The organism is Pseudomonas sp. Z3-6, assembly GCF_051131985.1.
Taxonomy (GTDB): domain Bacteria; phylum Pseudomonadota; class Gammaproteobacteria; order Pseudomonadales; family Pseudomonadaceae; genus Aquipseudomonas; species Aquipseudomonas zanjanensis.
This window is the reverse complement of the sequence record NZ_CP071644.1, coordinates 560,499-585,580: the sequence shown is the minus strand read 5'-3', so window position 1 is coordinate 585,580 and position 25,082 is coordinate 560,499. Positions and strand designations below refer to the sequence as shown.

General features: G+C 62.6%; 19 protein-coding genes. 17 read left to right on the top strand and 2 right to left on the bottom strand.

Annotated features, from left to right (window positions below; translation table 11 throughout):
• The first annotated feature begins 91 nt into the window (after positions 1-91).
• The 6 genes from choX (at position 92) to J3P88_RS02605 (ending at position 5,568) form a co-directional block, all read left to right on the top strand.
• Positions 92-1,036 carry a choline ABC transporter substrate-binding protein gene (gene choX, locus J3P88_RS02630; RefSeq protein WP_186707129.1) on the top strand — a complete coding sequence of 315 codons (945 nt, stop codon included), beginning with the start codon at positions 92-94 and terminating at the stop codon, positions 1,034-1,036.
• A gap of 72 nt (positions 1,037-1,108) precedes the next feature.
• A complete protein-coding gene (locus tag J3P88_RS02625; RefSeq protein ID WP_434573852.1) occupies positions 1,109-1,996 on the top strand; it encodes a 3-keto-5-aminohexanoate cleavage protein in 888 nt (295 codons plus the stop codon).
• 184 nt (positions 1,997-2,180) lie between these two features.
• Positions 2,181-3,146, top strand: a complete 966-nt coding sequence (locus tag J3P88_RS02620) for an L-carnitine dehydrogenase (protein WP_434573850.1) — start codon at positions 2,181-2,183, stop codon at positions 3,144-3,146.
• Positions 3,147-3,272: 126 nt separating this feature from the next.
• Positions 3,273-3,749 (top strand): thioesterase family protein, encoded by a 477-nt coding sequence (locus tag J3P88_RS02615; protein ID WP_186707126.1) that lies wholly within the window; start codon positions 3,273-3,275, stop codon positions 3,747-3,749.
• 20 nt (positions 3,750-3,769) lie between these two features.
• Entirely contained in the window at positions 3,770-4,933 is a 1,164-nt protein-coding gene (locus tag J3P88_RS02610) for a gamma-butyrobetaine dioxygenase (RefSeq protein ID WP_434573848.1), read from the top strand.
• Between the two features lie 371 nt (positions 4,934-5,304).
• On the top strand, positions 5,305-5,568 hold the full coding sequence (locus J3P88_RS02605; RefSeq protein WP_186707124.1) for a hypothetical protein: 264 nt from the start codon (positions 5,305-5,307) through the stop codon (positions 5,566-5,568).
• Positions 5,569-5,695: 127 nt separating this feature from the next.
• Here J3P88_RS02605 and J3P88_RS02600 read toward each other — a convergent pair whose 3' ends face one another.
• The gene (locus J3P88_RS02600) at positions 5,696-6,799 is read right to left on the bottom strand and encodes a GlxA family transcriptional regulator (protein WP_042731607.1); all 1,104 of its coding nucleotides are present in this window, start codon (positions 6,797-6,799) and stop codon (positions 5,696-5,698) included.
• A 509-nt stretch (positions 6,800-7,308) separates the two neighbouring features.
• Positions 7,309-8,685: an L-serine ammonia-lyase gene (locus tag J3P88_RS02595; protein WP_434573845.1), complete on the bottom strand. Its 1,377-nt coding sequence runs from the start codon at positions 8,683-8,685 to the stop codon at positions 7,309-7,311.
• 424 nt (positions 8,686-9,109) lie between these two features.
• Between J3P88_RS02595 and J3P88_RS02590 the strand changes: the two genes are divergently transcribed.
• The 11 genes from J3P88_RS02590 to J3P88_RS02540 all read left to right on the top strand — a co-directional run bounded on the left by J3P88_RS02590 (position 9,110) and on the right by J3P88_RS02540 (position 24,870).
• A complete protein-coding gene (locus J3P88_RS02590; RefSeq protein ID WP_186707122.1) occupies positions 9,110-10,057 on the top strand; it encodes a choline ABC transporter substrate-binding protein in 948 nt (315 codons plus the stop codon).
• Positions 10,058-10,128: 71 nt separating this feature from the next.
• Positions 10,129-10,974 carry a choline ABC transporter permease subunit gene (gene choW / locus J3P88_RS02585; protein ID WP_014340605.1) on the top strand — a complete coding sequence of 282 codons (846 nt, stop codon included), beginning with the start codon at positions 10,129-10,131 and terminating at the stop codon, positions 10,972-10,974.
• Complete coding sequence (gene choV, locus J3P88_RS02580) at positions 10,971-12,149, top strand: choline ABC transporter ATP-binding protein (protein WP_186707121.1); 1,179 nt, start codon at positions 10,971-10,973, stop codon at positions 12,147-12,149. Before choW ends, choV begins: the two co-directional genes overlap by 4 nt.
• Before the next feature lie 526 nt (positions 12,150-12,675).
• Positions 12,676-13,296, top strand: a complete 621-nt coding sequence (gene betI / locus J3P88_RS02575) for a transcriptional regulator BetI (RefSeq protein WP_186707120.1) — start codon at positions 12,676-12,678, stop codon at positions 13,294-13,296.
• A 79-nt stretch (positions 13,297-13,375) separates the two neighbouring features.
• Entirely contained in the window at positions 13,376-14,848 is a 1,473-nt protein-coding gene (gene betB / locus J3P88_RS02570) for a betaine-aldehyde dehydrogenase (protein WP_186729176.1), read from the top strand.
• A 219-nt stretch (positions 14,849-15,067) separates the two neighbouring features.
• Positions 15,068-16,771, top strand: coding sequence for a choline dehydrogenase (betA, locus tag J3P88_RS02565; protein WP_434573841.1), 1,704 nt, complete (start codon positions 15,068-15,070; stop codon positions 16,769-16,771).
• 668 nt (positions 16,772-17,439) lie between these two features.
• Entirely contained in the window at positions 17,440-18,882 is a 1,443-nt protein-coding gene (locus J3P88_RS02560; RefSeq protein ID WP_434573839.1) for a TldD/PmbA family protein, read from the top strand.
• Positions 18,882-20,219, top strand: a complete 1,338-nt coding sequence (locus tag J3P88_RS02555; RefSeq protein ID WP_434573837.1) for a TldD/PmbA family protein — start codon at positions 18,882-18,884, stop codon at positions 20,217-20,219. Before J3P88_RS02560 ends, J3P88_RS02555 begins: the two co-directional genes overlap by 1 nt.
• A gap of 225 nt (positions 20,220-20,444) precedes the next feature.
• Complete coding sequence (gene mdtD / locus J3P88_RS02550; RefSeq protein WP_186707115.1) at positions 20,445-21,872, top strand: multidrug transporter subunit MdtD; 1,428 nt, start codon at positions 20,445-20,447, stop codon at positions 21,870-21,872.
• A 320-nt stretch (positions 21,873-22,192) separates the two neighbouring features.
• A complete protein-coding gene (gene dbpA, locus J3P88_RS02545) occupies positions 22,193-23,530 on the top strand; it encodes an ATP-dependent RNA helicase DbpA (RefSeq protein WP_238349432.1) in 1,338 nt (445 codons plus the stop codon).
• Between the two features lie 161 nt (positions 23,531-23,691).
• Positions 23,692-24,870 carry an NAD(P)/FAD-dependent oxidoreductase gene (locus J3P88_RS02540; RefSeq protein WP_411385845.1) on the top strand — a complete coding sequence of 393 codons (1,179 nt, stop codon included), beginning with the start codon at positions 23,692-23,694 and terminating at the stop codon, positions 24,868-24,870.
• The last annotated feature ends 212 nt before the right edge of the window (positions 24,871-25,082 follow it).

Sequence of the window (25,082 nt, the reverse complement as noted above, 5' to 3'; positions counted from 1 at the left end):
TGCGTTTTGCCCTGCCCGGGGCTGCGTAACGTGGCATCACCGGCGCACAGACACCGGGCCCCATAACAATAAGCTGCCGAGGAACCTGACAATGAAACGACTGATCAGCTACTGCGTTCTCGCACTCAGCGCCACGCCTCTCCTGAGCCCGGCCGCCATGGCCGCCGAGCCCGCCGCCTGCCAGAACGTACGCCTGGGCGTGGTCAACTGGACCGACGTCATCGCCACCAGCGCCCTGACTCAAGTGATGCTCGACGGCCTCGGCTACAAGACCAAGCAAACCAGCGCCTCCCAACAAATCATCTTCGCCGGCATCCGCGACCAGCGCCTGGACCTGTTCCTCGGCTACTGGAACCCGTTGATGACCCAGACCATCACCCCGTTCGTCGAGGCCAAGCAGGTCAAGGTGCTGGAGCAGCCCAGCCTCAAGGACGCCCGCGCCACCCTGGCCGTGCCGACCTACCTGGCCGACAAGGGCCTGAAGACCTTCGCCGACATCGCCAAATTCGAAAAAGAGTTGGGCGGCAAGATCTACGGCATCGAACCCGGCTCCGGCGCCAATACCCAGATCAAGGCGATGATCGCCAAGAACCAGTTCGGCCTGGGCAAATTCCAACTGGTGGAGTCCAGCGAAGCCGGCATGCTCGCCGCCGTGGACCGTGCCGTGCGGCGCAAGGAAGCCGTGGTGTTCTTCGGCTGGGCCCCGCACCCGATGAACGTCAACGTGCAAATGACCTACCTCACCGGCAGCGAAGACGCCCTCGGCCCGAACGAAGGCATGGCCACCGTGTGGACCGTCACCGCGCCGAACTACGCCGAGCAATGCCCGAACGTCGGTCGCTTGCTGAGCAACCTGACCTTCAGCGCCGAAGACGAGAGCCGGATGATGCAACCGTTGCTCGATCACAAGGACCCGCTCGAATCAGCCCGGCAATGGCTCAAGGATCATCCGCAAGACAAACAACGTTGGCTCGAAGGCGTGACCACCTTCGACGGCAAACCGGCCGCGGACAACCTGAAACTCACCAGCAACTGATCAACCGATCGCCATCTGCGCAGCAGTACAAGGGCTGCGCAGTGACTCACCACGCCTGAAGGAACCCGCACCATGAACCACGACGTCATCATCACCTGCGCACTCACCGGTGCTGGCGACACGACCGCCAAGAGCCCCCACGTGCCGGTCACCCCGAAACAGATCGCTGCCGCTGCCGTGGAGGCGGCGAAAGCCGGGGCCACGGTGGTCCATTGCCACGTCCGTGACCCGCAGACCGGCAAGTTCAGCCGCGACGTGGCGTTGTACCGCGAAGTGATGGAGCGCATCCGTGAGGCGGACGTGGACATCATCGTCAACCTCACCGCCGGCATGGGCGGCGACCTGGAGATCGGCGGCGGCGAACGACCGATGGAGTTCGGTCCCAACACCGACCTGGTAGGCCCGCTGACGCGCCTGGCTCATGTCGAGGAGCTGCTGCCGGAAATCTGCACATTGGATTGCGGCACCCTGAACTTCGGCGACGGCGACACCATTTACGTTTCCACCCCGGCACAACTGCGGGCCGGCGCCAAGCGCATCACTGAGCTGGGGGTCAAGGCCGAGCTGGAGATCTTCGACACCGGTCACCTGTGGTTCGCCAAGCAACTGATCAAGGAAGGCCTGCTGGACAACCCGCTGTTCCAGCTCTGCCTGGGCATCCCGTGGGGGGCTCCGGCCGACACCACCACCATGAAAGCCATGGTCGACAACCTGCCGGCCGATGCGGTGTGGGCCGGCTTCGGCATCGGTCGCATGCAAATGCCGATGGCCGCCCAGGCGGTGCTGCTGGGGGGCAACGTGCGGGTCGGGCTGGAAGACAACCTTTGGCTGGACAAAGGCGTGCTCGCCACCAACGGCCAACTGGTGGAGCGCGCCGGAGAAATCCTCAGCCGCCTTGGGGCTCGCGTGCTCACGCCGGCGGAAGGTCGCAAGAAAATGGGCCTGTTGCAGCGCGGCTGAACCGAATCAATTCCTTGGATCTGCAGTGAAGGCAGATTCCATGTTCACCACTGACCCAATGTGGGAGCGGGCTTGCTCGCGAAGAGGCCGGTACATCCGATGGTTCTCCTGTGGAAGGAATGCCGTCTTCGCGAGCAAGCCCGCTCCCACACTTTTAGATCACCGACCTTTTCAGGAAACCACCATGAGCTTTATCACCGACATCAAGACCTTCGCCGCCCTGGGCAGCGGTGTGATCGGCAGCGGCTGGGTCAGCCGGGCCCTGGCCCATGGCCTCGACGTTGTCGCCTGGGACCCGGCGCCGGGTGCCGAGGCGGCACTGCGCAAACGCGTCGCCAATGCCTGGGGCGCCCTGGAGAAACAGGGCTTGGCCCCCGGCGCTTCGCAGGATCGGCTGCGCTTTGTCGCCACCATCGAAGAATGCGTGCGCGACGCTGATTTCATCCAGGAAAGCGCTCCCGAGCGACTGGAACTCAAGCTCGAACTGCACGCCCAGATCAGCGCCGCCGCCAAGCCGAACGCGTTGATCGGCTCCAGTACCTCGGGCCTGCTGCCAAGCGAGTTCTATGAGAACGCCACCCACCCGGAACGCTGTGTGGTCGGGCACCCGTTCAACCCGGTCTACTTGTTGCCACTGGTGGAGGTGGTCGGCGGCAAGAACACCGCCCCCGAAGCGGTGCAAGCAGCGATGGAAGTCTACGAATCCCTCGGCATGCGGCCATTGCACGTACGCAAGGAAGTCCCCGGCTTCATCGCCGACCGCCTGCTCGAAGCGCTGTGGCGCGAAGCCCTGCACCTGGTCAACGACGGTGTCGCCACCACCGGGGAAATCGACGATGCGATCCGTTTTGGCGCCGGCCTGCGCTGGTCATTCATGGGTACGTTCCTGACCTACACCCTGGCCGGCGGCGATGCCGGCATGCGGCACTTCATGGCCCAGTTCGGCCCGGCGTTGCAACTGCCCTGGACCTACCTGCCGGCGCCGGAGCTGACCGAGAAATTGATCGATGATGTGGTGGACGGCACGAGCGAGCAATTGGGCAACCACAGCATCTCGGCCCTGGAGCGCTATCGTGATGATTGCCTGCTGGCGGTGCTGGAGGCTGTGAAGGCTACCAAGGCCAAGCACGGAATGTCTTTCACTGAATAACCCCCGTGGGAGCGGGCTTGCTCGCAAAGAGGCCGGTACATCCGCTCAATATCGCGCGGTAGATACACCGTCTTCGCGAGCAAGCCCGCTCCCACATGAATCCCACTCTTCTGTTGGATCGTCATCATGCCCACCCTCACCACCTACCAAACCCGCATCCTCCCCGAATGGGTCGATTACAACGGCCATCTGCGTGATGCCTTCTACTTGCTGATCTTCAGCTACGCCACCGACGCGCTGATGGACCGGCTCGGCCTGGACAGCCAGAACCGCGAAGCCAGCGGCCACTCGTTGTTTACCCTCGAACTGCACCTCAATTACTTGCACGAAGTGAAGCTCGGCGCGGATGTCGAGGTGCACACGCAACTGATCGGCCACGACGCCAAACGCTTGCACCTCTACCACAGCCTGCACCTGGTCGGCGGTGATAAAGAGCTGGCCGGCAATGAACAGATGTTGCTGCATGTCGACCTGGCCGGCCCGCGCTCAGCGCCGTTCACCGAGCAGACCCTGGACCGACTCAAAGCCCTGTTGGACAGCCAAGCCGACTTGCCGACACCGACCTGCATTGGTCGGGTCATCGCCCTGCCACCCGCCCGATAAGCCTCGACCAGGAAATCGCCATGAACACCGCTGCCGCTGTTGCCGACTTCCGACGCTATCCGCTTCTCCAGACATTGACCGTTGCCACCCCCTTGACCGACCGGGTGCAAGTGACGTGGGCCGACGGCCGGGTCAGCCCGTTCCATCATCAGTGGCTAAGGGACAACTGCCCGTGCCCGCAATGCGTCTACAGCGTTACCCGGGAGCAGGTCCTGGAGATTGTCGATGTTCCGGAAGACGTGACCCCTCGCGACATCAGCATCGACGACGCGGGCCATCTGTGTGTGGTTTGGCAGGATGGCCACCGAAGCCTATTCGATCCGGGCTGGTTGCGCGCCCATGCGTATGACGATCAATCCAGGGCCGAACGCCTGGCGAACAAGCCACGCCGCCAGCTGTGGCGGCATGACCTGAAACTGCCGGTGTTCGAATACCAGCCACTGATGACGGATGCCGACGCGCTGCTGCAATGGCTTTTGGCGGTGCGCGACATCGGCCTGACCCAAGTACGCGGCGTGCCCACCGAGCCCGGCTCGCTGAAACAGATCGCCCAACGCATTTCCTTTATCCGCGAGAGCAACTTCGGCGTGTTGTTCAACGTGCAGTCCAAGGCCGATGCCGACAGCAACGCCTATACCGCTTTCAACCTGCCGCTGCACAGTGACCTGCCGACCCGTGAGTTGCAGCCGGGGCTGCAGTTCTTGCATTGCCTGGTGAACGACGCCGACGGCGGCGAGAGCATTTTTGTCGACGGTTTTGCCATTGCCGAGACGCTGCGCCAGGAAGCCCCCGAGGCCTTCGACGCGCTGTGCCAGATCCCGGTGGAGTTTCGCAACAAGGACCGCCACAGCGACTACCGCTGCCTGGCGCCCATCATCGCGCTGGATGCGCTGGGGCAGGTCGCGGAAATCCGCATGGCGAACTTCCTGCGTGGGCCCTTCGACACCTCGGTCGAGCAAATGCCCAGGCTCTACCGCGCCTACCGCCGTTTTATCGCCCTGACCCGCGAGCCGCAATTTCGCTTGGAGCAACGCCTCGAACCCGGCCAGCTTTGGTGCTTCGACAACCGCCGCACCCTCCATGCCCGCAACGCCTTCGACCCGGCCTCCGGGGCGCGGCATTTCCAGGGGTGTTATGTGGATCGGGATGAGTTGTTGTCGCGGATTCTGGTGCTGCAGCGTTAGACCGCGTAACGGCCATTCGCGAGCAAGCCCGCTCCCACAGGAGTCCGCATTCCCATGTGGGAGCGGGCTTGCTCGCGAAGGCGCCCGACCAAATAACCCAATTTTTCCCTGATTTTCACAGGCAAAAAAATCCCCGATCAAGCCGTGACAGGATCGGGGCAGGAGCGTTACTGGAGGAGCCGTCGCGCGAGGGTGACCAAACCATCGTGATTCAGCTTGGGCCCAGTGTGCCCAGTCCAGGCCCGGGCAAGTTAGCCGAAAACGACGCCTCCATAGTCATTCATGACATTGCGACCATTTACCCTTGCCGCCGCTTCGGGTGGCTACCAGAATCGAGACACGACCCCAATCCCTGAACAAGGAAAAGCGTCATGATGCACGCCGATTTGATCGACCAGGAAGACCTGCTGGGCCACCTCAAGGCCCTGGGACTGCAAATACCCAGCGGCTCCACCGCCGAGCAGGCATGCGAATGCGCCGTGCGCGGGCTGGACAGGGCCCGCGCCAATGAATTGCGGCGGATGGTCAAGGACATGTACACCAGCAGCGCCACCATCCTGCCAGCCGTGCGCCAGGCGATCGATAAGCAGCTGTTGCCGGCGTTGACGCAATACCAGCAGAACCATAGCGCCTGACCTTGTGGCGAGGGAGCTTGCTCCCGCTGGGCTGCGTAGCAGCCCCAAAAAGCTTGGGACCGCTGCGCGCTGGAGCGCCAGCCCGGTCCAGCGGGAGCAAGCTCCCTCGCCACAAAAGCGCTGCGGTTTAGAGCCTCACACTGGCAAACGTCGACTCATTACGCGCCTGGCTCAGCGCCGACAGCGGCCCGGACAATGGCGACAGCACCAGCGCCTGCGGCAGTGGCATCATCGCCACCTGTTGCGTGGTGTTGGAACCGACGCGCTCGTCGCGCGGTGGAATGCCGAAGTACTCGCGGTAGCATTTGGAGAAGTGCGGGGTGGAGACGAAGCCGCACACCGAGGCCACTTCGATGATCGACATCGGCGTCTGCTTGAGCAGTTGCCGCGCACGGATCAGCCGCAGCTTGAGGTAATAGCGCGACGGCGAGCAGTGCAGGTATTTTTGGAACAACCGCTCCAGCTGACGCCTGGATACAGCGACGTACACCGCCAATTCGTCCAGGTCGATCGGCTCTTCGAGGTTGGCCTCCATCAACGCGACGATTTCCTGCAACTTCGGCTGGTTGGTGCCAAGCATGTGCTTGAGCGGCACACGCTGGTGATCCTGCTCGTTGCGGATACGCTCGTAGACAAACATTTCCGAGATCGCCGCCGACAGCTCACGACCGTGATCGCGGCTAATCAGATGCAGCATCATGTCCAGCGGCGCGGTGCCGCCGGAGCTGGTGAAGCGGTTGCGGTCGAGGGTGAACAGGCGGGTGCTCATCGATACCCGCGGGAAAGCTTCCTGCATCGCCGCCAGGCATTCCCAGTGCACGCTGCAATCGAAGCCGTCCAACAGGCCGGCGCATGCCAGGGCCCAGCTGCCGGTGCAGACCGCGCCGAGGCGACGGGACTGGCGGGCCTGGCCTTGCAGCCATGACACGTGTTCACGGGTTACGGTGCGCTGGATGCCGATACCGCCACAGACGATGACCGTGTCCAAGGGCGGTGCCTTGTGCATGGAGGCGTCGGGGGTGATCTGCAAGCCATCACTGGCCCATACCTGGCCGCCGTCGACGGTCAGGGTGGTCCAGCGATACAGCTCGCGACCGGACAGTTGGTTGGCCATGCGTAGCGGTTCTACCGCGGACGCCAGGGAAATCAGCGTGAAATTGTCCAGCAGCAAAAAGCCGATGGATTGAGGCGCACGGTTCTGGGGTTGGGCCCCGGAGTTGGACGTCGTCATCGCGGTATCTCCTCACACAAAGCGGGTGATGGCCTCAGGCGGAGGCTCTTGTTATTGCCCATCATTCTCTTGCGTGAGACGGGGCTTTATCGGGATAGAGCAATTGCCATGCCTAAAATTGAATGCGTGTTCAATAAATCCTGAAAACGACATGGCGGCCTGTCTATATAAGGGGTGGATCAAGTCCAGGTTTTAGCTGCCATCCATGGCGGCAGGCACCGGTCACAAAGGGCCGTGAGCAGTTCGGTAGCACTTGTGGGAACTGGGCTGCGCCGTTTGCGCGAGGGTTGTCACCGCAAGCGCGGGGACGGACGGTGGGGCGGCGTACAAAGTCGTGACCGACAAGTCACGCCTTATCTGTTTGCGACGCGCTAAAAGGTGGCGCGTTTGCGGATGGGTGTTCATTTTACGAGCGGTTTTCGATCTCGTGGATAAAGGGAATCTCTGTGGGAGCATAGCTTGCTCCCACAGAGAACCCTCTTGCCACAGAGCATTGTGCAAACAAGGTTTCAGCACTCCACCGCACTGACCGCCAAGCCACCGCGCGAAGTCTCTTTATATTTGTCATGCATGTCGGCACCGGTATCGCGCATGGTGCGGATCACCCGGTCCAGGGAGATGAAATGCTGGCCGTCACCCCGCAAGGCCATTTGGGCGGCGTTGATGGCCTTGACCGCGGCGATCGCGTTGCGCTCGATGCACGGCACCTGCACCAGGCCACCGACTGGGTCGCAGGTCAGGCCGAGGTTGTGTTCCAGGCCAATTTCCGCGGCGTTGCACAATTGCTCCGGCGTGGCCCCGAGGATCTCCGCCAAGCCCGCCGCCGCCATGGCGCAAGCCGATCCCACCTCGCCCTGGCAGCCGACTTCGGCGCCGGAGATCGAGGCGTTCTTCTTGCACAGGATCCCGACGGCCGCCGCACCCAGGAAATAATCCACGACGTTGGCGTCGGTGACCGCTTCGCTGAATTTCATGAAGTAATGCAGCACCGCCGGGATGATTCCCGCCGCACCGTTGGTCGGCGCGGTGACCATGCGCCCGCCGGCGGCGTTCTCCTCGTTGACCGCCAGGGCGAACAGGTTGACCCACTCCATGGCGCTCAGGGTCGAGCCGATGACATTGGGCTTGTTCAGCTCTTGCAGGCTGCGGTGCAACTTGGCCGCGCGCCGACGCACATTCAAGCCGCCCGGCAGGATGCCCTCGTGCTTGAGGCCCTGCTCGACGCAGTCCTGCATGGCCCGCCACAGTTTCATCAGGCCACTGCGAATCTCTTCCTCGGAACGCCAGACCTTTTCGTTGGCCAGCATCAACTCGGCCACCCGCAGGTCGTGAGTGCGGCATAACTGGAGCAATTCTTCGGCGCTGGAAAAATCGTACGGCAGCTCAGTGCGATCCAAGTCCACCACGCCGCTGGTGGCCTGGGCCTGATCGACGACAAAGCCCCCGCCGACCGAGTAATACGTGTCACGGTGCAGCTCGCCGTCGGCGCCCTCGGCCACCAGGGTCATCGCATTGGGGTGGAACGGCAGGTTCTCGTCGATCAAGCGCATGTCCCGGGACCATACGAACGGTACCGGCAGGCGACCGTCGAGCAGCAGGGTCTGGGTTCCACGCAGCAACTCGATGCGCGGGCCGATCTGCGACGGGTCGATTGCGTCCGGCCACTCCCCCATCAGGCCCATGATCACGGCGTTGTCGCTGCCGTGGCCGATGCCGGTGGCCGACAGCGAACCGAACAATTGCACTTCGACCCGACGCACATCATTGAGCAGGGCCTTGGCCTTCAGCGCTTCAACGAACAGCGCCGCGGCACGCATGGGGCCCACGGTGTGGGAACTGGACGGGCCAATACCGATTTTGAACAAGTCGAAAACGCTGATTGCCATTGCCGATAACCTCCAGAACAGGCACATCCGGGCGCAGGAGCGTCCGGTGACGGAGCTGCTACGCTCAACGCCGGGATGGCCGCATCATCCGGTTTTTGCCTGGGTGCCCGACGTCTGACACCGACGCAATCATGCCCAGCAACGCCGCCCCTCCCTGCCCCCGGTTTTGCGGCGTTTTTCTGCGTGTCAGAGGTCCATCGGGGGCGGAAAAAATCTGTAAACGACGTCACCGACACTGGATGCGACCATCCCTGTACTGGATACGACCCACCCTGTAGGCGTCAGATTTGCACTGGTACATGATCGGTTACGGCTCGTTTGCAAGGCCGCGTGTCAGAAGAGTGCCCACGCGCCACCAACCGCAACATCCATAAGCGCGGTTGTCCTGACCGGACACCGCCGATAAAACACCAGGAGTCCACCCATGAAAGGTTCCAAGCCGTTGTTGTTGGCCGCCATGCTGAGTCTTCCGATGCTGGCCAACGCCGCAGAACCCGAAAAGTGCAGCACCGTCAACTTCTCCGATGTCGGCTGGACCGACATTACCGTGACCACGGCGACCACCAGCGTGGTGCTGGATGCGCTGGGCTACAAGACCAAGACCACCATGATTTCCGTACCCGTGACCTACAAGTCCCTGGCCGATGGCAAAAACATGGACGTGTTCCTCGGCAACTGGATGCCGACCATGGAAAACGACATCAAGGCCTACCGCGAAGCCGGCACCGTGGAAACCGTGCGCACCAACCTCAAGGGCGCCAAGTACACCCTCGCAGTGCCCCAGGGCCTGTATGAGAAGGGACTGAAAGACTTCGCCGACATCCCCAAATTCAAGAAAGAACTCGACGGCAAGATCTACGGCATCGAGCCGGGCAACGACGGCAACCGCCTGATCCAGAGCATGATCGAAAAGAACGCCTTCGGCCTGAAGGACGCCGGCTTCAAAGTCGTCGAGTCGAGTGAAGCGGGCATGCTCTCGCAGGTCGATCGCGCCGCCAAGCGTGGCACCGACGTGGTGTTCCTCGGCTGGGCGCCACACCCGATGAATACCCGTTTCAAGATCCAGTACCTGACCGGCGGCGACGATTTCTTCGGCCCCGACTTCGGTGCCGCGACCGTGGCGACCAACACCCGCAAGGGCTACAGCCAGGAATGCAGCAACGTTGGCCAGCTGTTGAAAAACCTGGAGTTCACCGTCGACATGGAAAGCACGCTGATGGGCAACGTGCTCGACGACAAGATGAAACCTGAGGCCGCCGCCAAGGCCTGGCTGAAGAAAAACCCACAGGTACTCGATACCTGGCTCGCTGGCGTGACCACCATTGACGGTAAACCTGGCCTGGAGGCCGTGAAAGCCAAGCTTGCGCAATAACTGCTTATGTTATGCCGGGCGAGTTCGCTCGCCCGGGCTGTTTATTCCCTTGCATGCGGACGTTCACTACCATGCTTATTGATCAGAAAATACCCTTGGGCCAGTACATCGCGGGCTTTGTCGAATGGTTGACGCAAAACGGCGCCAACACCTTCGACGCAATCGCGCTGTTCCTGGAAACGATGATTCACGGCGTGACGTTTGCGCTGACCTGGTTCAACCCCCTGGCCCTGATCGGCCTCATTGCGCTATTGGCGCACTTCATCCAGCGCAAATGGGGCCTGACTGTATTTGTCATCGCGTCCTTTCTACTGATTCTCAACCTGGGTTACTGGCAAGAGACCATGGAAACCCTCGCCCAGGTGCTGTTCGCGACCCTGGTCTGCGTACTGATCGGCGTGCCGCTGGGCATCGTTGCCGCGCACAAGCCGATGTTCTACACGATGATGCGTCCGGTGCTCGATCTGATGCAGACCGTACCGACCTTCGTTTACCTCATTCCTACCCTGACCCTGTTCGGTCTGGGTGTGGTCCCGGGCCTGATCTCCACGGTGGTGTTCGCGATTGCCGCGCCCATCCGCCTGACCTACCTGGGCATCCGCGACGTTCCGGACGAACTGATGGACGCCGGTAAAGCCTTCGGCTGCTCCCGTCGCCAGCTCCTGTCGCGCATCGAACTGCCCCATGCCATGCCAAGCATCGCCGCCGGTATCACCCAGTGCATCATGCTGTCGTTGTCGATGGTGGTGATCGCCGCGCTGGTGGGCGCCGATGGCCTGGGCAAACCCGTGGTCAACGCATTGAACACCGCCGATATCGCCCTGGGCTTCGAAGCCGGCCTGGCGATCGTCCTGCTGGCGATCATGCTCGACCGAATCTGCAAACAACCCGACGCCAAAGTAGGGGGTGACGCATGAGCATAATTCGCTTTGAAGACGTTGACGTGATCTTCGCCAGGGACCCTCGCGAGGCCCTCAAGCTGCTCGACCAGGGCATGACCCGCAACGAAATCCTGAAGAAAACCGGGCAAATCGTCGGCGTGGAAAAAGCCAGCCTGGACATCGAGAAAGGCGAAATCTGTGTCTTGATGGGCCTGTCCGGCTCCGGCAAGTCCAGCCTGCTGCGCTGCATCAACGGCTTGAACACCGTCAGCCGCGGCAAGCTGTTCGTCGAGCACGAAAGCCGGCAGATCGACATTGCGTCCTGCACCCCCGCCGAGCTGAAGATGATGCGCACCAAGCGCATCGCCATGGTGTTCCAGAAGTTCGCCCTGATGCCTTGGCTGACGGTGCGCGAGAACATCAGCTTCGGCCTGGAAATGCAGGGCCGACCGGAGAAGGAACGCAAGAAGCTGGTGGATGAGAAGCTTGAGCTGGTAGGCCTGACCCAGTGGCGCAACAAGAAGCCCGACGAATTGTCCGGCGGCATGCAGCAACGGGTCGGCCTGGCCCGCGCCCTGGCGATGGACGCCGACATCCTGCTGATGGACGAACCGTTCTCGGCCCTCGACCCCTTGATCCGCCAAGGCCTGCAAGACGAACTGCTGGAGCTGCAACGCAAGCTGAGCAAGACCATCGTGTTCGTCAGCCACGACCTCGACGAAGCCCTGAAGCTGGGCAGCCGTATCGCGATCATGAAAGACGGCCGGATCATCCAGTACAGCAAGCCGGAGCAAATCGTGCTGAACCCGGCCGACGACTATGTGCGCACCTTCGTCGCCCACACCAACCCGCTCAACGTCCTCTGCGGCCGCAGCCTGATGCGCACCCTGGACAACTGCAAGCGCATCAACGGCTCGGTGTGCCTGGACCCGGGCGGCGACTCCTGGCTCGACCTGGCCGACGGCAACACCATCAAGGGCGCCCGGCAGAACGGCGCGGCCCTGGACCTGCAAAACTGGGCTCCAGGCCAAGCGGTCGAAGGCCTGGGCCGACGTCCGACCCTGGTGGACTCCAACATCGGCATGCGCGATGCGTTGCAGATTCGCTACCAGACCGGCAACAAACTGGTGCTCCACGATAATCAGAAAGTCGTCGGGATCCTGGGCGACAGCGAGCTGTACCACGCACTGCTCGGCAAGAACCTGGGCTAAGCCCCCCGCACACAAAAACGCCGCGAGATGATCGCGGCGTTTTTGTTTGGGCCTTCCAAGGCTGATGCTCATACCAGGTTTGAAATGCTGGTACTGGCTTGGAATGCCGATACTGGGCTTGGAATGCTGATACTGAGCTTGGAATGCTGATACTGAGCTTGGAATGCTGATAACTGTGGCGAGGGAGCTTGCTCCCGCTCGACTGCGCAGCAGTCGCAATCCAGGCGACACGAACCTTCAGGTACATCGTGCTTGGCCGGTTTGGGGTCGCTCCGCAACCCAGCGGGAGCAAGCTCCCTCGCCACAAGGAGCTCGCTGCATCGCCTCATTTCAACCAATCGACGGGTGGGCAGCCAACCGACGAGTGTTATAAAGACATCCCCAAAAGTCCTCGCCCCGGCAAATAGCGACGACTTGTCATAGAACTTATTTTTTGTTGATTGAACGTTCAATCAAAACAAAATAGACTGGCCCTCGCCATGACGGACTGCACTCGTCCGCCTGCGGGCCTAAGGAGATGTGCTAGATGCCCAAGGTCGGTATGCAACCCATCCGCCGCCAACAATTGATCGAAGCGACGTTGCAAGCGGTCGATCAGGTCGGCATGGGGGACGCCAGCATTGCGCTGATCGCTCGTTTGGCAGGTGTTTCGAACGGCATCATCAGTCACTACTTTCAGGACAAGAACGGCCTGATCGCGGCCACGGCCCAGTACCTGATGAGCGTCCTGAGCGAGAACGTCACCGCGCGGCGGCAGGCGCTGGAGGACTCGAGTCCGCGGGCTCACCTCAAGGTGATCATCGAAGGCAACTTCGACGCCAGCCAGGTCAACGGCCCGGCAATGAAAACCTGGCTGGCCTTCTGGGCCACCAGCATGCATCACCCGTCTTTGCACAGGTTGCAGCGGATCAACGATCACCGTCTGTATTCCAACCTGTGTTGCCAGTTCCGCCGCGTGTTGCCCGTTGACCAGGCACGCAGCGCGGCACGGGGCCTGGCCGCGCTGATTGACGGTTTGTGGCTGCGCGGCGCGCTGTCGGGAGACGCGTTCGATACCGCCCAGGCGCACCAGATCGCTTACGAATACATGGATTTCCAACTGGCCAAAACAGGAGCGCCAGAGCACACAGAACCGCTCGACTCCTGAACCGTCACCGCAGCGCGTAGTCAGCTATAAACGACACGCTCGGTGGCCAGCCAACCACTCATGCACTTGCGAGGACTTTATGGCCCGTTTCGAACTGCAAAAACTCTACATCGATGGCGCGTACAGCGATGCCAGCGGCGACGCCACTTTCGAAGCCATCAACCCGGCCAACGGTGAAGTACTCGCCCTGGTGCAGCGCGCAACGTTCGAGGACGTCGAGCGCGCCGTGGTCAGCGCCGAAAAGGGCCAGAAAGTCTGGGCCGCCATGACTGCCATGCAGCGTTCGCGCATCCTGCGTCGCGCCGTGGAAATCCTGCGCGAGCGCAACGATGAACTGGCCGCCCTGGAAACCCTGGACACCGGTAAATCCTTCTCCGAAACCAAATACGTCGACATCGTCACCGGTGCCGACGTGCTGGAATACTACGCCGGCCTGGTGCCTGCCATCGAAGGCGAGCAGGTTCCGCTGCGCACCACATCCTTCGTCTACACCCGCCGCGAGCCCCTGGGCGTGGTGGCCGGTATCGGCGCGTGGAACTACCCGATCCAGATCGCCCTGTGGAAATCCGCACCGGCCCTGGCCGCCGGCAACGCGATGATCTTCAAACCGAGCGAAGTCACCTCGCTGACCACGCTGAAACTGGCCGAGATCTACACCGAAGCCGGCGTTCCAGCGGGCGTGTTCAACGTCCTGACCGGCAGCGGCCGTGAAGTCGGCACCTGGCTGACCGAGCATCCGCGCATCGAGAAAATTTCCTTCACCGGCGGCACCGACACTGGCAAGAAAGTCATGGCCAGCGCCTCGAGCTCGTCGCTCAAGGACGTGACCATGGAGCTGGGCGGCAAGTCGCCGCTGATCATCTTCGACGACGCCGACCTGGATCGCGCCGCCGACACCGCGATGATGGCCAACTTCTACAGCTCCGGCCAGGTCTGCACCAACGGCACCCGCGTGTTCGTGCCGAGCCACCTCAAGGCCGCCTTCGAAGCCAAGATCGCCGAGCGCGTGGCGCGCATCCGCGTCGGCAACCCAGAAGACGAAAACACCAATTTCGGCCCGCTGGTGAGCTTCGCCCACATGGAAAGCGTGCTGGGCTACATCGAGAAAGGCAAAGCCGAAGGCGCGCGCCTGCTGTGCGGCGGCGGTCGCCTGACCGAAGGCGAATTCGCCAAGGGCGCATTTGTCGCCCCGACGGTCTTCACCGATTGCACCGATGACATGACCATCGTGCGTGAAGAAATCTTCGGCCCGGTGATGAGCATCCTCACCTACGACACCGAAGAAGAAGTGATCCGCCGCGCCAACGACACCGACTTCGGCCTGGCCGCCGGCGTCGTGACCCGCGACCTGAACCGCGCCCACCGCGTGATCCACCAGCTCGAAGCCGGCATCTGCTGGATCAACGCCTGGGGCGAATCGGCAGCGGAAATGCCGGTCGGTGGCTACAAGCAATCAGGTGTGGGCCGTGAGAACGGTATCAGCTCGCTGAACAACTTCACCCGCATCAAATCGGTACAGGTCGAGTTGGGCGATTACACGTCGGTGTTCTGATCCGACACCGAGCCTGAGGCCGGGGCCTTTGTGGCGAGGGAGCTTGCTCCCGCTGGGCCGCGAAGCGGCCCCGACTCAGGCCTCAAGGTCATCCAGACAGAACACGGTCGCCCAGTTTGCGACTGCTACGCAGCCGAGCGGGAGCAAGCTCCCTCGCCACAGAGAATATGGCACTCGATGACCGCGACCTGAACCCAATTCAAAAAGAGGGTGCATTTCATGTCCCAAGAATTCGATTACATCATCATCGGTGCCGGCTCGGCCGGTAATACCCTGGCCACCCGCCTGACCGAAGACGAAGGCGTCACCGTCCTGCTGCTCGAAGCCGGCGGCCCGGACTATCGCCTGGACTTCCGCACGCAAATGCCCGCTGCCCTGGCGTTCCCCCTGCAAGGCCGTCGCTACAACTGGGCCTACGAGACCGACCCGGAGCCGCACATGAACGGCCGCCGCATGGAGTGCGGTCGCGGCAAGGGCCTGGGCGGTTCTTCGCTGATCAACGGCATGTGCTACATCCGCGGCAACGCCCTGGACTATGACAACTGGGCCAAGCTGCCGGGCCTGGAAGACTGGACCTACCTCGATTGCCTGCCGTATTTCCGTAAGGCCGAAACCCGCGACATCGGCCCGAACGACTACCACGGTGGCGACGGCCCGGTCAGCGTGACCACGCCCAAGGCTGGCAACAACCCGTTGTTCCACGCCATGGTCGAAGCCGGCGTGCAGGCCGGTTACCCACGTACCGAGGACCTCAACGGCTACCAGCAGGAAGGTTTCGGCCCGATGGACCGTACCGTCACGCCCAATGGCCGTCGCGCCAGCACCGCCCGCGGTTACCTGGACGTCGCCAAGAAACGCTCGACACTGACCATTGTCACCCATGCCTTGACCGACAAGATCCTGTTCGAAGGCAAGCGCGCGGTCGGCGTGCGTTACCTGGTGGGCGCCGCCGAAGAGCGCGTCGAAGCCCGGGCGCGCAAGGAAGTGCTGCTGTGCTCCGGCGCCATCGCCTCGCCGCAGATCCTGCAACGCTCCGGCGTCGGCCCGGCCAAGCTGCTGGAAAACCTCGACATCCCGGTGGTCCACGATCTGCCGGGCGTCGGTGAAAACCTCCAGGATCACCTGGAGTTGTACCTGCAATACGCTTGCACCCAACCGGTCTCGCTGTACCCGTCGCTGCTCTGGTACAACCAGCCAGCCATCGGTGCCGAATGGCTGTTCAACGGCACCGGCATCGGCGCCAGCAACCAGTTCGAGGCCGGCGGTTTCATCCGCACGCGCCCGGATTTCGAATGGCCGAACATCCAGTACCACTTCCTGCCGGTGGCGATTAATTACAACGGCAGCAACGGCGTGAAGGAGCATGGTTTCCAGGCACACATGGGCTCCATGCGTTCGCCCAGCCGTGGTCGGATCCAGGCCAAGTCCAAGGACCCGCGCCAGCACCCGAGCATCCTGTTCAACTACATGGCGACCGAGCAGGACTGGCAGGAATTTCGCGATGGCATCCGCCTGACCCGCGAGATCATGCAGCAACCGGCGCTCGATCCGTTCCGTGGTCGCGAGATCAGCCCGGGTATCGAGGTGCAGACGGACGAACAACTGGATCAGTTCATTCGCGAGCACGCCGAAACCGCGTTCCACCCGTCCTGCTCGTGCAAGATGGGCACCGACGACATGGCCGTGGTGGACAGCGAAGGCCGCGTGCACGGTATGGAAGGGTTGCGCGTGGTCGACGCCTCGATCATGCCGATCATCACCACCGGCAACCTCAACGCACCGACGATCATGATGGCCGAGAAAATCGCCGACAAGATCCGCGGTCGCAAGCCCCTGCCGCGCAGCACCGCACCGTACTACGTGGCCGGTGATGCGCCGGTGCGCGGCAAGCCGTTGCGTGAAGTGGCGACGGCTGCACAGTAAGACTCATGACCGCGGCGCGGCCTTCGCGAGCAGGCTCGCTCCCACAAGGGTTGGGTGGTGGACACAGACTTTGTGACCACCGAAGATCCCAATTGTGGGAGCGGGCTTGCTCGCGAAAGCGGTGGGTCAGTTTGCATCAATGTTGAATGTGCCGCCGTCTTCGCGAGCAAGCCCGCTCCCACAGGGGATTGGCGGTGGAACACAGATTTTGTGACCACCGAAGATGCCAATTGTGGGAGCGGGCTTGCTCGCGAAAGCGGTGGGTCAGCTTGCATCAATGTTGAATGTACCGCCGTCTTCGCGAGCAAGCCCGCTCCCACAGGGGATTGGCGGTGGAACACAGATTTTGTGACCACCGAAGATCCCAATGTTGGAGCGGGCTTGCTCGCGAAAGCGGTGGGTCAGCTTGCATCAATGTTGAATGTACCGCCGTCTTCGCGAGCAAGCCCGCTCCCACAGGGGATTGGCGGTGGAACACAGATTTTTGTGACCACTGAAAACCCACTGTGGGAGCGAGCTTGCTCCGGGCGGCGATCCGACGATGGTGTACGGCCTGACACCGCAAAATCCCATCCACCTTGATCCCTCCCCCACCCCAGGCCTACTCTAGAGCCACCGCGTCACTGCGCCGCACCTCGCTGCATCGCCACTCCAGACAAGGAGGTTTCATGTTCGACTTCCACCCCCGGCTCAAGCAGCGGTTCGCTGCCTTGCGCACGGGCGCTGAATTCTTTTCCCTGCGTTATGTGCGCGAATCCGGCCAGCATTTGTCCGTGCGCAAGAACGTCGCCGAACCGCCCAGCCTGAACCGTGATGAAGGTGCGATGCTCACCGTGCGGGTCAACGGGGTCGAAGCCTATGCCGCCACCAACGACCTGTCCCAGGCCGGCCTGCAAGCAGCACTGCAACGCGCCGAGCACCACGCGCGCCAGCTCAAGCCCCATGCCCTGCTCGACCTGCGCGGGCAAGCGGTGTCCAGCGACCGCGCCGATTACTTCTCGCCGCATTTCGACCAGGCCTTCCCGCCGTTGAGCGACTGCTACCAACTGCTCGGCGACGAATCGGCCGCGGTGCCCCGGGACGAACGCCTGGTAAACTGGCAAGCCAGCATCGGCCTGACCCAGGTCGAGCAGATCTACCTCAACAGCGCCGGCGCTGAACTGCGCCAGGCCCAACGCTTCATCTACCCGGCCCTGGACGTCACCGCCTTCGACGGTCACGACAGCCAGACCCGCACCCTGGGTCGGGAGAATTTCGGCCAGCAAGGCGGCTTCGACGTGATCAGCCGCTGCGGCCTGATCGGCGCCGGGCCGAAAATCGCCGACCAGGCCTTGCAATTGCTGATGGCGCCGAACACCCCGCAAGGTCCCCGCGAACTGCTGCTGATGCCCGACCAGATGATGCTGCAAATCCACGAGTCCATCGGCCATCCGCTGGAACTGGACCGCATCCTCGGGGACGAGCGCAATTACGCCGGTACCAGCTTCGTCAAGGCCAGCGATTTCGGCCACCTGCAATACGGCTCCGATCTGCTAAACGTAACCTTCGACCCGGACATTCCCGAAGAACTGGCGAGCTACAGCCATGACGACGACGGCAGTGCCGCCAGCAAGCAGTTCCTGATTCGCGAAGGACTGCTGCTGCGTCCATTGGGTGGGGCACTGTCGCAATTCCGTGCCGGCCTGGACGGTGTCGCCAACAGCCGCGCCTGCGGCTGGAATCGGCCGCCCATCGACCGCATGGCGAACCTGAACATCGAGCCCGGCGACCAATCCCTGGAACAATTGATCCAGGGCATCGAGCACGGCGTGCTGATGCGCACCAACCGCTCCTGGTCCATCGATGATGCCCGCAACAAATTCCAGTTCGGCTGCGAATGGGGCCAGTTGATCGAGAACGGCGAGCTCAAGGGCGTGGTGAAGAACCCCAACTACCGAGGCATTTCCGCGCAATTCTGGAAAAGCCTGCGCGCCGTGGGCGACGCCAGCACCTCGCAAGTCCTTGGCACGCCGAACTGCGGCAAGGGCGAACCGAATCAGGTCATCCGCGTCGGCCATGCGTCGCCAGCCTGTGTGTTCAACAATGTTGATGTGTTTGGGGGAGATGCCTGATGAGCACCACCAATAATCAGGCCGAGGCATTCAAGGTTCTGGTCGACTGGCTGCGCGGCGCCCTGCGTACGCCTGAACAGTTCACCCTCGGCTACGCCGCCGAATCCTCGGCCTTCGTGCGTTTCAACCACGGCAAGGTCCGCCAGGCCGGGCAGGTGCAGCAGGCCAATGTCAGCTTCAAATTGATCGACGACGGTCGCCACGCCGACTTGCAGATTACTCTGTCCGGCGACCCCGAGGCCGATGTGCAACGCCTGTCCGAAGGCTTGCAGCAACTGCGCGAAACCTTGCCGCTGCTACCCCGCGATCCGTACCTGCTGCTCAACCATCATCACTGGCAGAGCAACAATGTGCAGGACCATCCGCTGCCCGAGACGGAGCAGGCCGTTGCCGAAATCACCCGCGCCGCCGAAGGCCTGGACCTGGTGGGCTTCTACGCCGCCGGGCCCATCAGCCGAGGTTTCGCCAGTTCTTCGGGCGCGTTCGGCTGGCATCAGGCCAACAGCTTCAACTTCGATTTCAGCCTGTTCCATGAAAACGGCCAGGCAGTGAAAGCCAGCTACGCCGGGCATGTGTGGAGCAGCGAAGGATTTGCCCAACGTTTCGAGCAGGCCCGCGAGCAACTGGCGTTTCTCGGCCGCCCGCTGCGCACGTTGCCGCCCGGCGAATACCGCGCCTATCTGGCGCCGGCCGCCCTGGAAGAGATCATGGGCATGCTCAGTTGGGGCGGGTTCTCGGCCCAGGCCATTGCCAGCAAACAGAGCCCGTTGCAGAAGTTCTATGCTGGCGAAACCCACTTCAGTCCCAACGTGTGGCTCACGGAGCAGGTCAGCGGCTCCCTGAGCCCGGCGTTTTCCGACGAAGGTTATCCCCGCGACGACCTGGGGCTGATCGCCAAGGGCATGGCCAACGCACAATTGGTCAACTCCCGCAGCGCCGCCGAATACGGCCTCGCGGCCAACGGCGCCAGCCGCTACGAATACCCCACGGCGCTGGACATGCAGGGCGGGCAACTGGAGCAGAAGTACATCCTTGAGGCACTTGGCACAGGGTTGTACATCAGCAACCTCTGGTACCTGAACTACTCGGACCAACCGGCGGCACGCCTGACCGGCATGACCCGTTTCGCCACGTTCTGGGTCGAGAACGGCCAGATCCAGGCACCGGTCAGCACGATGCGTTTCGACGACAGCGTCTACAGCCTGCTGGGCTCGCAACTCGAAGCGCTGACCCGGGAGCGGGAACTTCTGCTCTCGGCCAGCACCTACAGCCAGCGGGCCACGGCCTCGATGTTGTTGCCGGGGGCGTTGGTGAAGAGGCTCACGCTGACGCTATAACACGCAGTTCCCGTGGCGAGGGAGCTTGCTCCCGCTCGGCTGCGAAGCAGTCGTAATCCAGGCGACGCAATCTTTCAGGCACACCGTGTTGGCCGGTTTTGGGGGTGCTTCGCCCCCCAGCGGGAGCAAGCTCCCTCGCCACAAGAGCTTCCTTGCCACTGGTAATTGTTTTTTTCAAGATCCCCTCGCCCCAGGTAATTGTTCACTTTTCATACAAGAGGTCCCATGCCCAACCGCGCCCCGCTCGACGCCGTCACCGCCCGCTGGCTTCCGTGGGTCGTGGCGATTGCCTTCTTCATGCAGTCCCTGGACGGGACCATCCTCAACACCGCCCTGCCCGCCATGGCCAGCGACCTGGCGGAAAACCCGCTGCGCATGCAAGGCGTGATCATTGCCTACATGCTCACCGTGGCGTTGCTGATCCCGGCGTCGGGCTGGATCGCCGACCGCTTCGGCACCAAGAAGATTTTCTTCGGGGCGATCCTGCTGTTCAGCTTCGGCTCACTGCTGTGCGCCTTGTCCAATTCGTTGAGCATGCTGATCGGCGCCCGGGTCGTCCAAGGCCTGGGCGGTGCGCTGATGCTGCCGGTGGGCAGGCTGGTGGTGCTGCGGGCGTATCCGCGCTCGGAACTGGTGCGGATCATGGGTTTCATCACGATCCCTGGCCTGCTCGGCCCACTGATCGGCCCGACCATGGGCGGCTGGATGGTGGAATACCTGACCTGGCACTGGATCTTCATCATCAACCTGCCGGTGGGCGTGATCGGCTGCTACGCGGTGTGGAAATTCATCCCCGACCTGCGTGGCAGCGAGCGCACGCGGTTCGATGGGCTGGGGTTCCTGCTGTTCGGCGCGGCGATGGTGCTGATTACCATCGCCATGGAAGGCCTGGGTGAACTGCACTTGCCGCACCTACGGGTGATGTTGCTGCTGTTCGGCGGCATGGCCTGCCTGGCGGCCTATTGGCTGCGGGCCGGGCATGTCGAAAATGCGCTGTTCCCACCGTCGTTGTTCAAGACCCGGACCTTCGCCGTCGGTATTCTCGGCAACCTCTTCGCGCGCCTGGGCAGCGGTGCCTTGCCGTTCCTGGTGCCGTTGCTGCTGCAAGTCGCCCTGGGTTATTCACCGTCCCAGGCCGGCATGAGCATGCTGCCCCTGGCGGCGGCGGCCATGGTCGCCAAATCCGTGGCCCGACCGCTGATCGAACGCTTTGGCTACCGCGCCGTGTTGACCAGCAACACCCTGGCCCTGGGCCTGATGCTGGCGAGCATGGGCCTGGTCAGCGAACAGACGCCGTACTGGCTGCTGCTGGCGCAACTGGCGGTGCTGGGGGCGATCAACTCGCTGCAATTCACCGCGATGAACACCGTGACCCTGATCGACCTGGACGACGCCAGTGCCAGCAGCGGCAACAGCCTGTTGTCGGTGGTGGCGCAACTGTCCCTGAGCCTCGGCGTGGCCTGCGCCGGCGCGCTGCTGGGCGGCTTTACCGCCCAGGTGGGCAACGATGGGGTGGAGACGGTGCTGGGCGCATTCCAACTGACGTTCGTGACGGTGGGGATCATGGCGATGCTGGCGGCGACGATCTTTTCCCAGTTGTCGAAGCAGGATGGGCGGCGGGACAAGCGGCCGGATGAGCATATCGAGCACTAGGTAGGACTCGGACGGTTTTAAGGCTTCAGGGCTTTTGTGGCGAGGGAGCTTGCTCCCGCTCGGCTGCGCAGCAGACGCAATCCAGGCGACGCGGACTTCCAGGGGCACCGTGTTGGCCGGTTTGGGGCCGCTTCGCGCCCCAGCGGGAGCAAGCTCCCTCGCCACAGGGAATTCGCCCACTTCAGAACTGCGCCACAGCTCGTCCAGAACTTTCGAAGAAAGTGGCACGAGGCTGCTACACTGCGCGACATTTTGTTTTGCAGGCCAGTCCCGTGACCACCATTGCCACCGCTTTTAATACTTTGCCGCTGTCCGCCGCCATGCTGGCTAACCTCGAATCACTCGGTTATGCCCAGATGACGCCGATCCAGGCGCAAAGCTTGCCGGTGATCCTCAAGGGCATGGACCTGATCGCCCAGGCCAAGACCGGCAGCGGCAAGACCGCCGCCTTCGGCATCGGCCTGCTGAACCCGATCAACCCGCGCTTCTTCGGCTGCCAGGCTCTGGTGATGTGCCCGACCCGCGAGCTGGCCGACCAGGTCGCCAAGGAAATCCGTCGCCTGGCCCGCGCCGAAGACAACATCAAGGTCCTGACCCTGTGCGGCGGCGTGTCCTTCGGCCCGCAGATCGCCTCCCTCGAACACGGCGCCCACATCATCGTCGGCACGCCGGGGCGCATCCAGCAGCACCTGCGCAAGGGCTCGCTGGTCCTGGACGGCCTCAACACGCTGATCCTCGACGAAGCCGACCGCATGCTCGACATGGGCTTCTACGACGCCATCGAAGATATCATTCAGCAGACCCCGGAACGCCGCCAGACGCTGCTGTTCTCCGCCACCTACCCGGTGGGCATCAAGCAACTGTCGTCCAAGTTCATGCGCAACCCGCAGCAAGTAAAGGCCGAGGCGCTGCACTCCGATGCGCAGATCGAGCAGCGCTTCTATGAGATCTCCCCCGAGGAGCGCATGGACGCGGTGGTCAAGGTCCTGGCCCATTTCCGCCCGGCCTCCTGCGTGGCGTTCTGCTTCACCAAGCAGCAAGTCCAGGAAACCGTCGACCACCTGACGGCCAAGGGCATCTCGGCCGTCGGCCTGCACGGCGACCTGGAACAGCGCGACCGCGACCAGGTGCTGGCGATGTTCGCCAACCGCAGCACCTCGGTGCTGGTGGCCACCGACGTAGCGGCCCGCGGCCTCGACATCGACGCCCTGGACATGGTGATCAACGTCGAGCTGGCCCGGGATTCGGAAATCCACATCCACCGTGTCGGCCGCACCGGTCGCGCCGGTGAGAAAGGCATCGCCATCAGCCTGGTGGCGCCGTCCGAAGCCCACCGCGCCCAGGCCATCGAGCAACTGCAGAAGTCACCGCTGAGCTGGGACCAATTGGACAACCTCAAGCCCCAGGGTGGCGGCCCGCTGCTGCCGGCCATGAGCACCCTGTGCATCGGCGCCGGGCGCAAGGACAAAGTCCGCCCTGGCGATATCCTCGGCGCCCTGACCGGCGACGCCGGCATCCCTGGCGCCCAGGTCGGCAAGATCGCGATCTTCGATTTCCAGGCCTACGTGGCCGTGGAACGCGGCATCGCCAAACAGGCCTTGCAGCGCTTGAACGATGGCAAGATCAAGGGCCGCTCGTTGCGGGTGCGGATCCTGTAAAGCGATCTCCAACCCAACAGAGATCCCTTGTGGGAGCGGGCTTGCTCGCGAATGCGGAGGACCAGTCGATTCAATGTCGACTGACCCACCGCCTTCGCGAGCAAGCCCGCTCCCACATTGGTTTGTCGGTGAACATTAAATTTTTGTGCGAGGACACCGTTTTGCGCTCTACCGAAGTCGTGATCATTGGCGCTGGCGCCGCAGGGTTGATGTGCGCGCTGACCGCGGCCGCGCGCGGGCGGCAGGTGATGTTGCTGGACCACGCCAACAAGGCCGGCAAGAAAATCCTCATGTCGGGCGGCGGGCGCTGCAATTTCACCAACATGTACACCGAGCCGGGCAATTTCCTGTCGCAGAACCCGCACTTCTGCAAGTCGGCCCTGGCCCGCTACACCCAGTGGGATTTCATCGCGCTGGTGGCCAAGCACGGCGTGCCTTATCACGAAAAAAAGCTCGGCCAGTTGTTCTGCGATAACAAGTCCAGCGACATCCTCGGCCTGCTGTTGGATGAATGCGACCAGGCCGGCGTCAGCCTGCACCTGGACACCTCGATCACGCAGATCGAAAAAACCGACGGCGGCTACCGGCTGCAAACCACCCTCGGCGCCCTCGCCTGCCAATCCCTGGTGATCGCCACGGGTGGGCTGTCGATCCCCACGCTCGGGGCAACCGGCTTCGGTTATCAGGTGGCAAAACAGTTTGGCCACGAACTGCTGCCGACCCGCGCCGGCCTGGTGCCGTTCACCATCACCGATCAGCTCAAGGCCCTGTGCACTGAACTCTCGGGCACCTCGGTAGATTGCCTGGTGAGCTGCAACGACCAGAGTTTTCGCGAGAACATCCTGTTCACCCATCGCGGCCTGAGCGGCCCGGCGATCCTGCAGATTTCCTCGTTCTGGGAACCAGGGGACACGGTGCAGATCAACCTGCTGCCCGACCACGATGTGCCGCAATGGCTGCAACAGCAACAGGCCGAACGCCCCAACAGCGAACTCAAGACTCTGCTGGGCGAGTTGTTCACCAAGAAAATGGCCAACCTGCTGGCCGACACTTGGTTCGTGTCCAAACCCATGAAGCAATACACCCACGCAGAGCTGGCGGACATCGCCGAGAAACTGGCGAGCTGGAATGTCGTCCCCGCCGGCACCGAAGGCTACCGCACCGCCGAAGTCACCCTCGGCGGCGTCGACACCCGGGAAGTCTCGTCCAAGACCATGGAGTCGCTGAAAAGCCCGGGCCTGTATTTCATCGGCGAAGTGCTGGACGTCACCGGGCACCTGGGCGGGTTCAATTTCCAGTGGGCCTGGGCTTCCGGGTATGCGGCGGCGCAGTACGTCTGAGCCGACACGACTCGAATGTGGGTAATAAACCCTGTGGGAGCGGGCTTGCTCGCGAAGGCGGTGTATCAGGCAATTCAATAGCGGCTGACACACCGCTTTCGCGAGCAAGCCCGCTCCTACAGTAGCTCGGCGGCGGACATCGGAACACTTTTTGCTGCCAGATGTGATCGCCGCCATTGCGTCGGCGTCATTACTGCCTCAATTTAGCGTCA

What these genes read in the sequence shown, in the direction of transcription:
- choX (WP_186707129.1), top strand. Translation starts at nt 92, where the DNA reads ATGAAACGACTGATCAGCTACTGCGTTCTCGCACTCAGCGCCACGCCT.
- J3P88_RS02625 (WP_434573852.1), top strand. Translation starts at nt 1,109, where the DNA reads ATGAACCACGACGTCATCATCACCTGCGCACTCACCGGTGCTGGCGAC.
- J3P88_RS02620 (WP_434573850.1), top strand. Translation starts at nt 2,181, where the DNA reads ATGAGCTTTATCACCGACATCAAGACCTTCGCCGCCCTGGGCAGCGGT.
- J3P88_RS02615 (WP_186707126.1), top strand. Translation starts at nt 3,273, where the DNA reads ATGCCCACCCTCACCACCTACCAAACCCGCATCCTCCCCGAATGGGTC.
- J3P88_RS02610 (WP_434573848.1), top strand. Translation starts at nt 3,770, where the DNA reads ATGAACACCGCTGCCGCTGTTGCCGACTTCCGACGCTATCCGCTTCTC.
- J3P88_RS02605 (WP_186707124.1), top strand. Translation starts at nt 5,305, where the DNA reads ATGATGCACGCCGATTTGATCGACCAGGAAGACCTGCTGGGCCACCTC.
- J3P88_RS02600 (WP_042731607.1), bottom strand. Translation starts at nt 6,799, where the DNA reads ATGACGACGTCCAACTCCGGGGCCCAACCCCAGAACCGTGCGCCTCAA.
- J3P88_RS02595 (WP_434573845.1), bottom strand. Translation starts at nt 8,685, where the DNA reads ATGGCAATCAGCGTTTTCGACTTGTTCAAAATCGGTATTGGCCCGTCC.
- J3P88_RS02590 (WP_186707122.1), top strand. Translation starts at nt 9,110, where the DNA reads ATGAAAGGTTCCAAGCCGTTGTTGTTGGCCGCCATGCTGAGTCTTCCG.
- choW (WP_014340605.1), top strand. Translation starts at nt 10,129, where the DNA reads ATGCTTATTGATCAGAAAATACCCTTGGGCCAGTACATCGCGGGCTTT.
- choV (WP_186707121.1), top strand. Translation starts at nt 10,971, where the DNA reads ATGAGCATAATTCGCTTTGAAGACGTTGACGTGATCTTCGCCAGGGAC.
- betI (WP_186707120.1), top strand. Translation starts at nt 12,676, where the DNA reads ATGCCCAAGGTCGGTATGCAACCCATCCGCCGCCAACAATTGATCGAA.
- betB (WP_186729176.1), top strand. Translation starts at nt 13,376, where the DNA reads ATGGCCCGTTTCGAACTGCAAAAACTCTACATCGATGGCGCGTACAGC.
- betA (WP_434573841.1), top strand. Translation starts at nt 15,068, where the DNA reads ATGTCCCAAGAATTCGATTACATCATCATCGGTGCCGGCTCGGCCGGT.
- J3P88_RS02560 (WP_434573839.1), top strand. Translation starts at nt 17,440, where the DNA reads ATGTTCGACTTCCACCCCCGGCTCAAGCAGCGGTTCGCTGCCTTGCGC.
- J3P88_RS02555 (WP_434573837.1), top strand. Translation starts at nt 18,882, where the DNA reads ATGAGCACCACCAATAATCAGGCCGAGGCATTCAAGGTTCTGGTCGAC.
- mdtD (WP_186707115.1), top strand. Translation starts at nt 20,445, where the DNA reads ATGCCCAACCGCGCCCCGCTCGACGCCGTCACCGCCCGCTGGCTTCCG.
- dbpA (WP_238349432.1), top strand. Translation starts at nt 22,193, where the DNA reads ATGCTGGCTAACCTCGAATCACTCGGTTATGCCCAGATGACGCCGATC.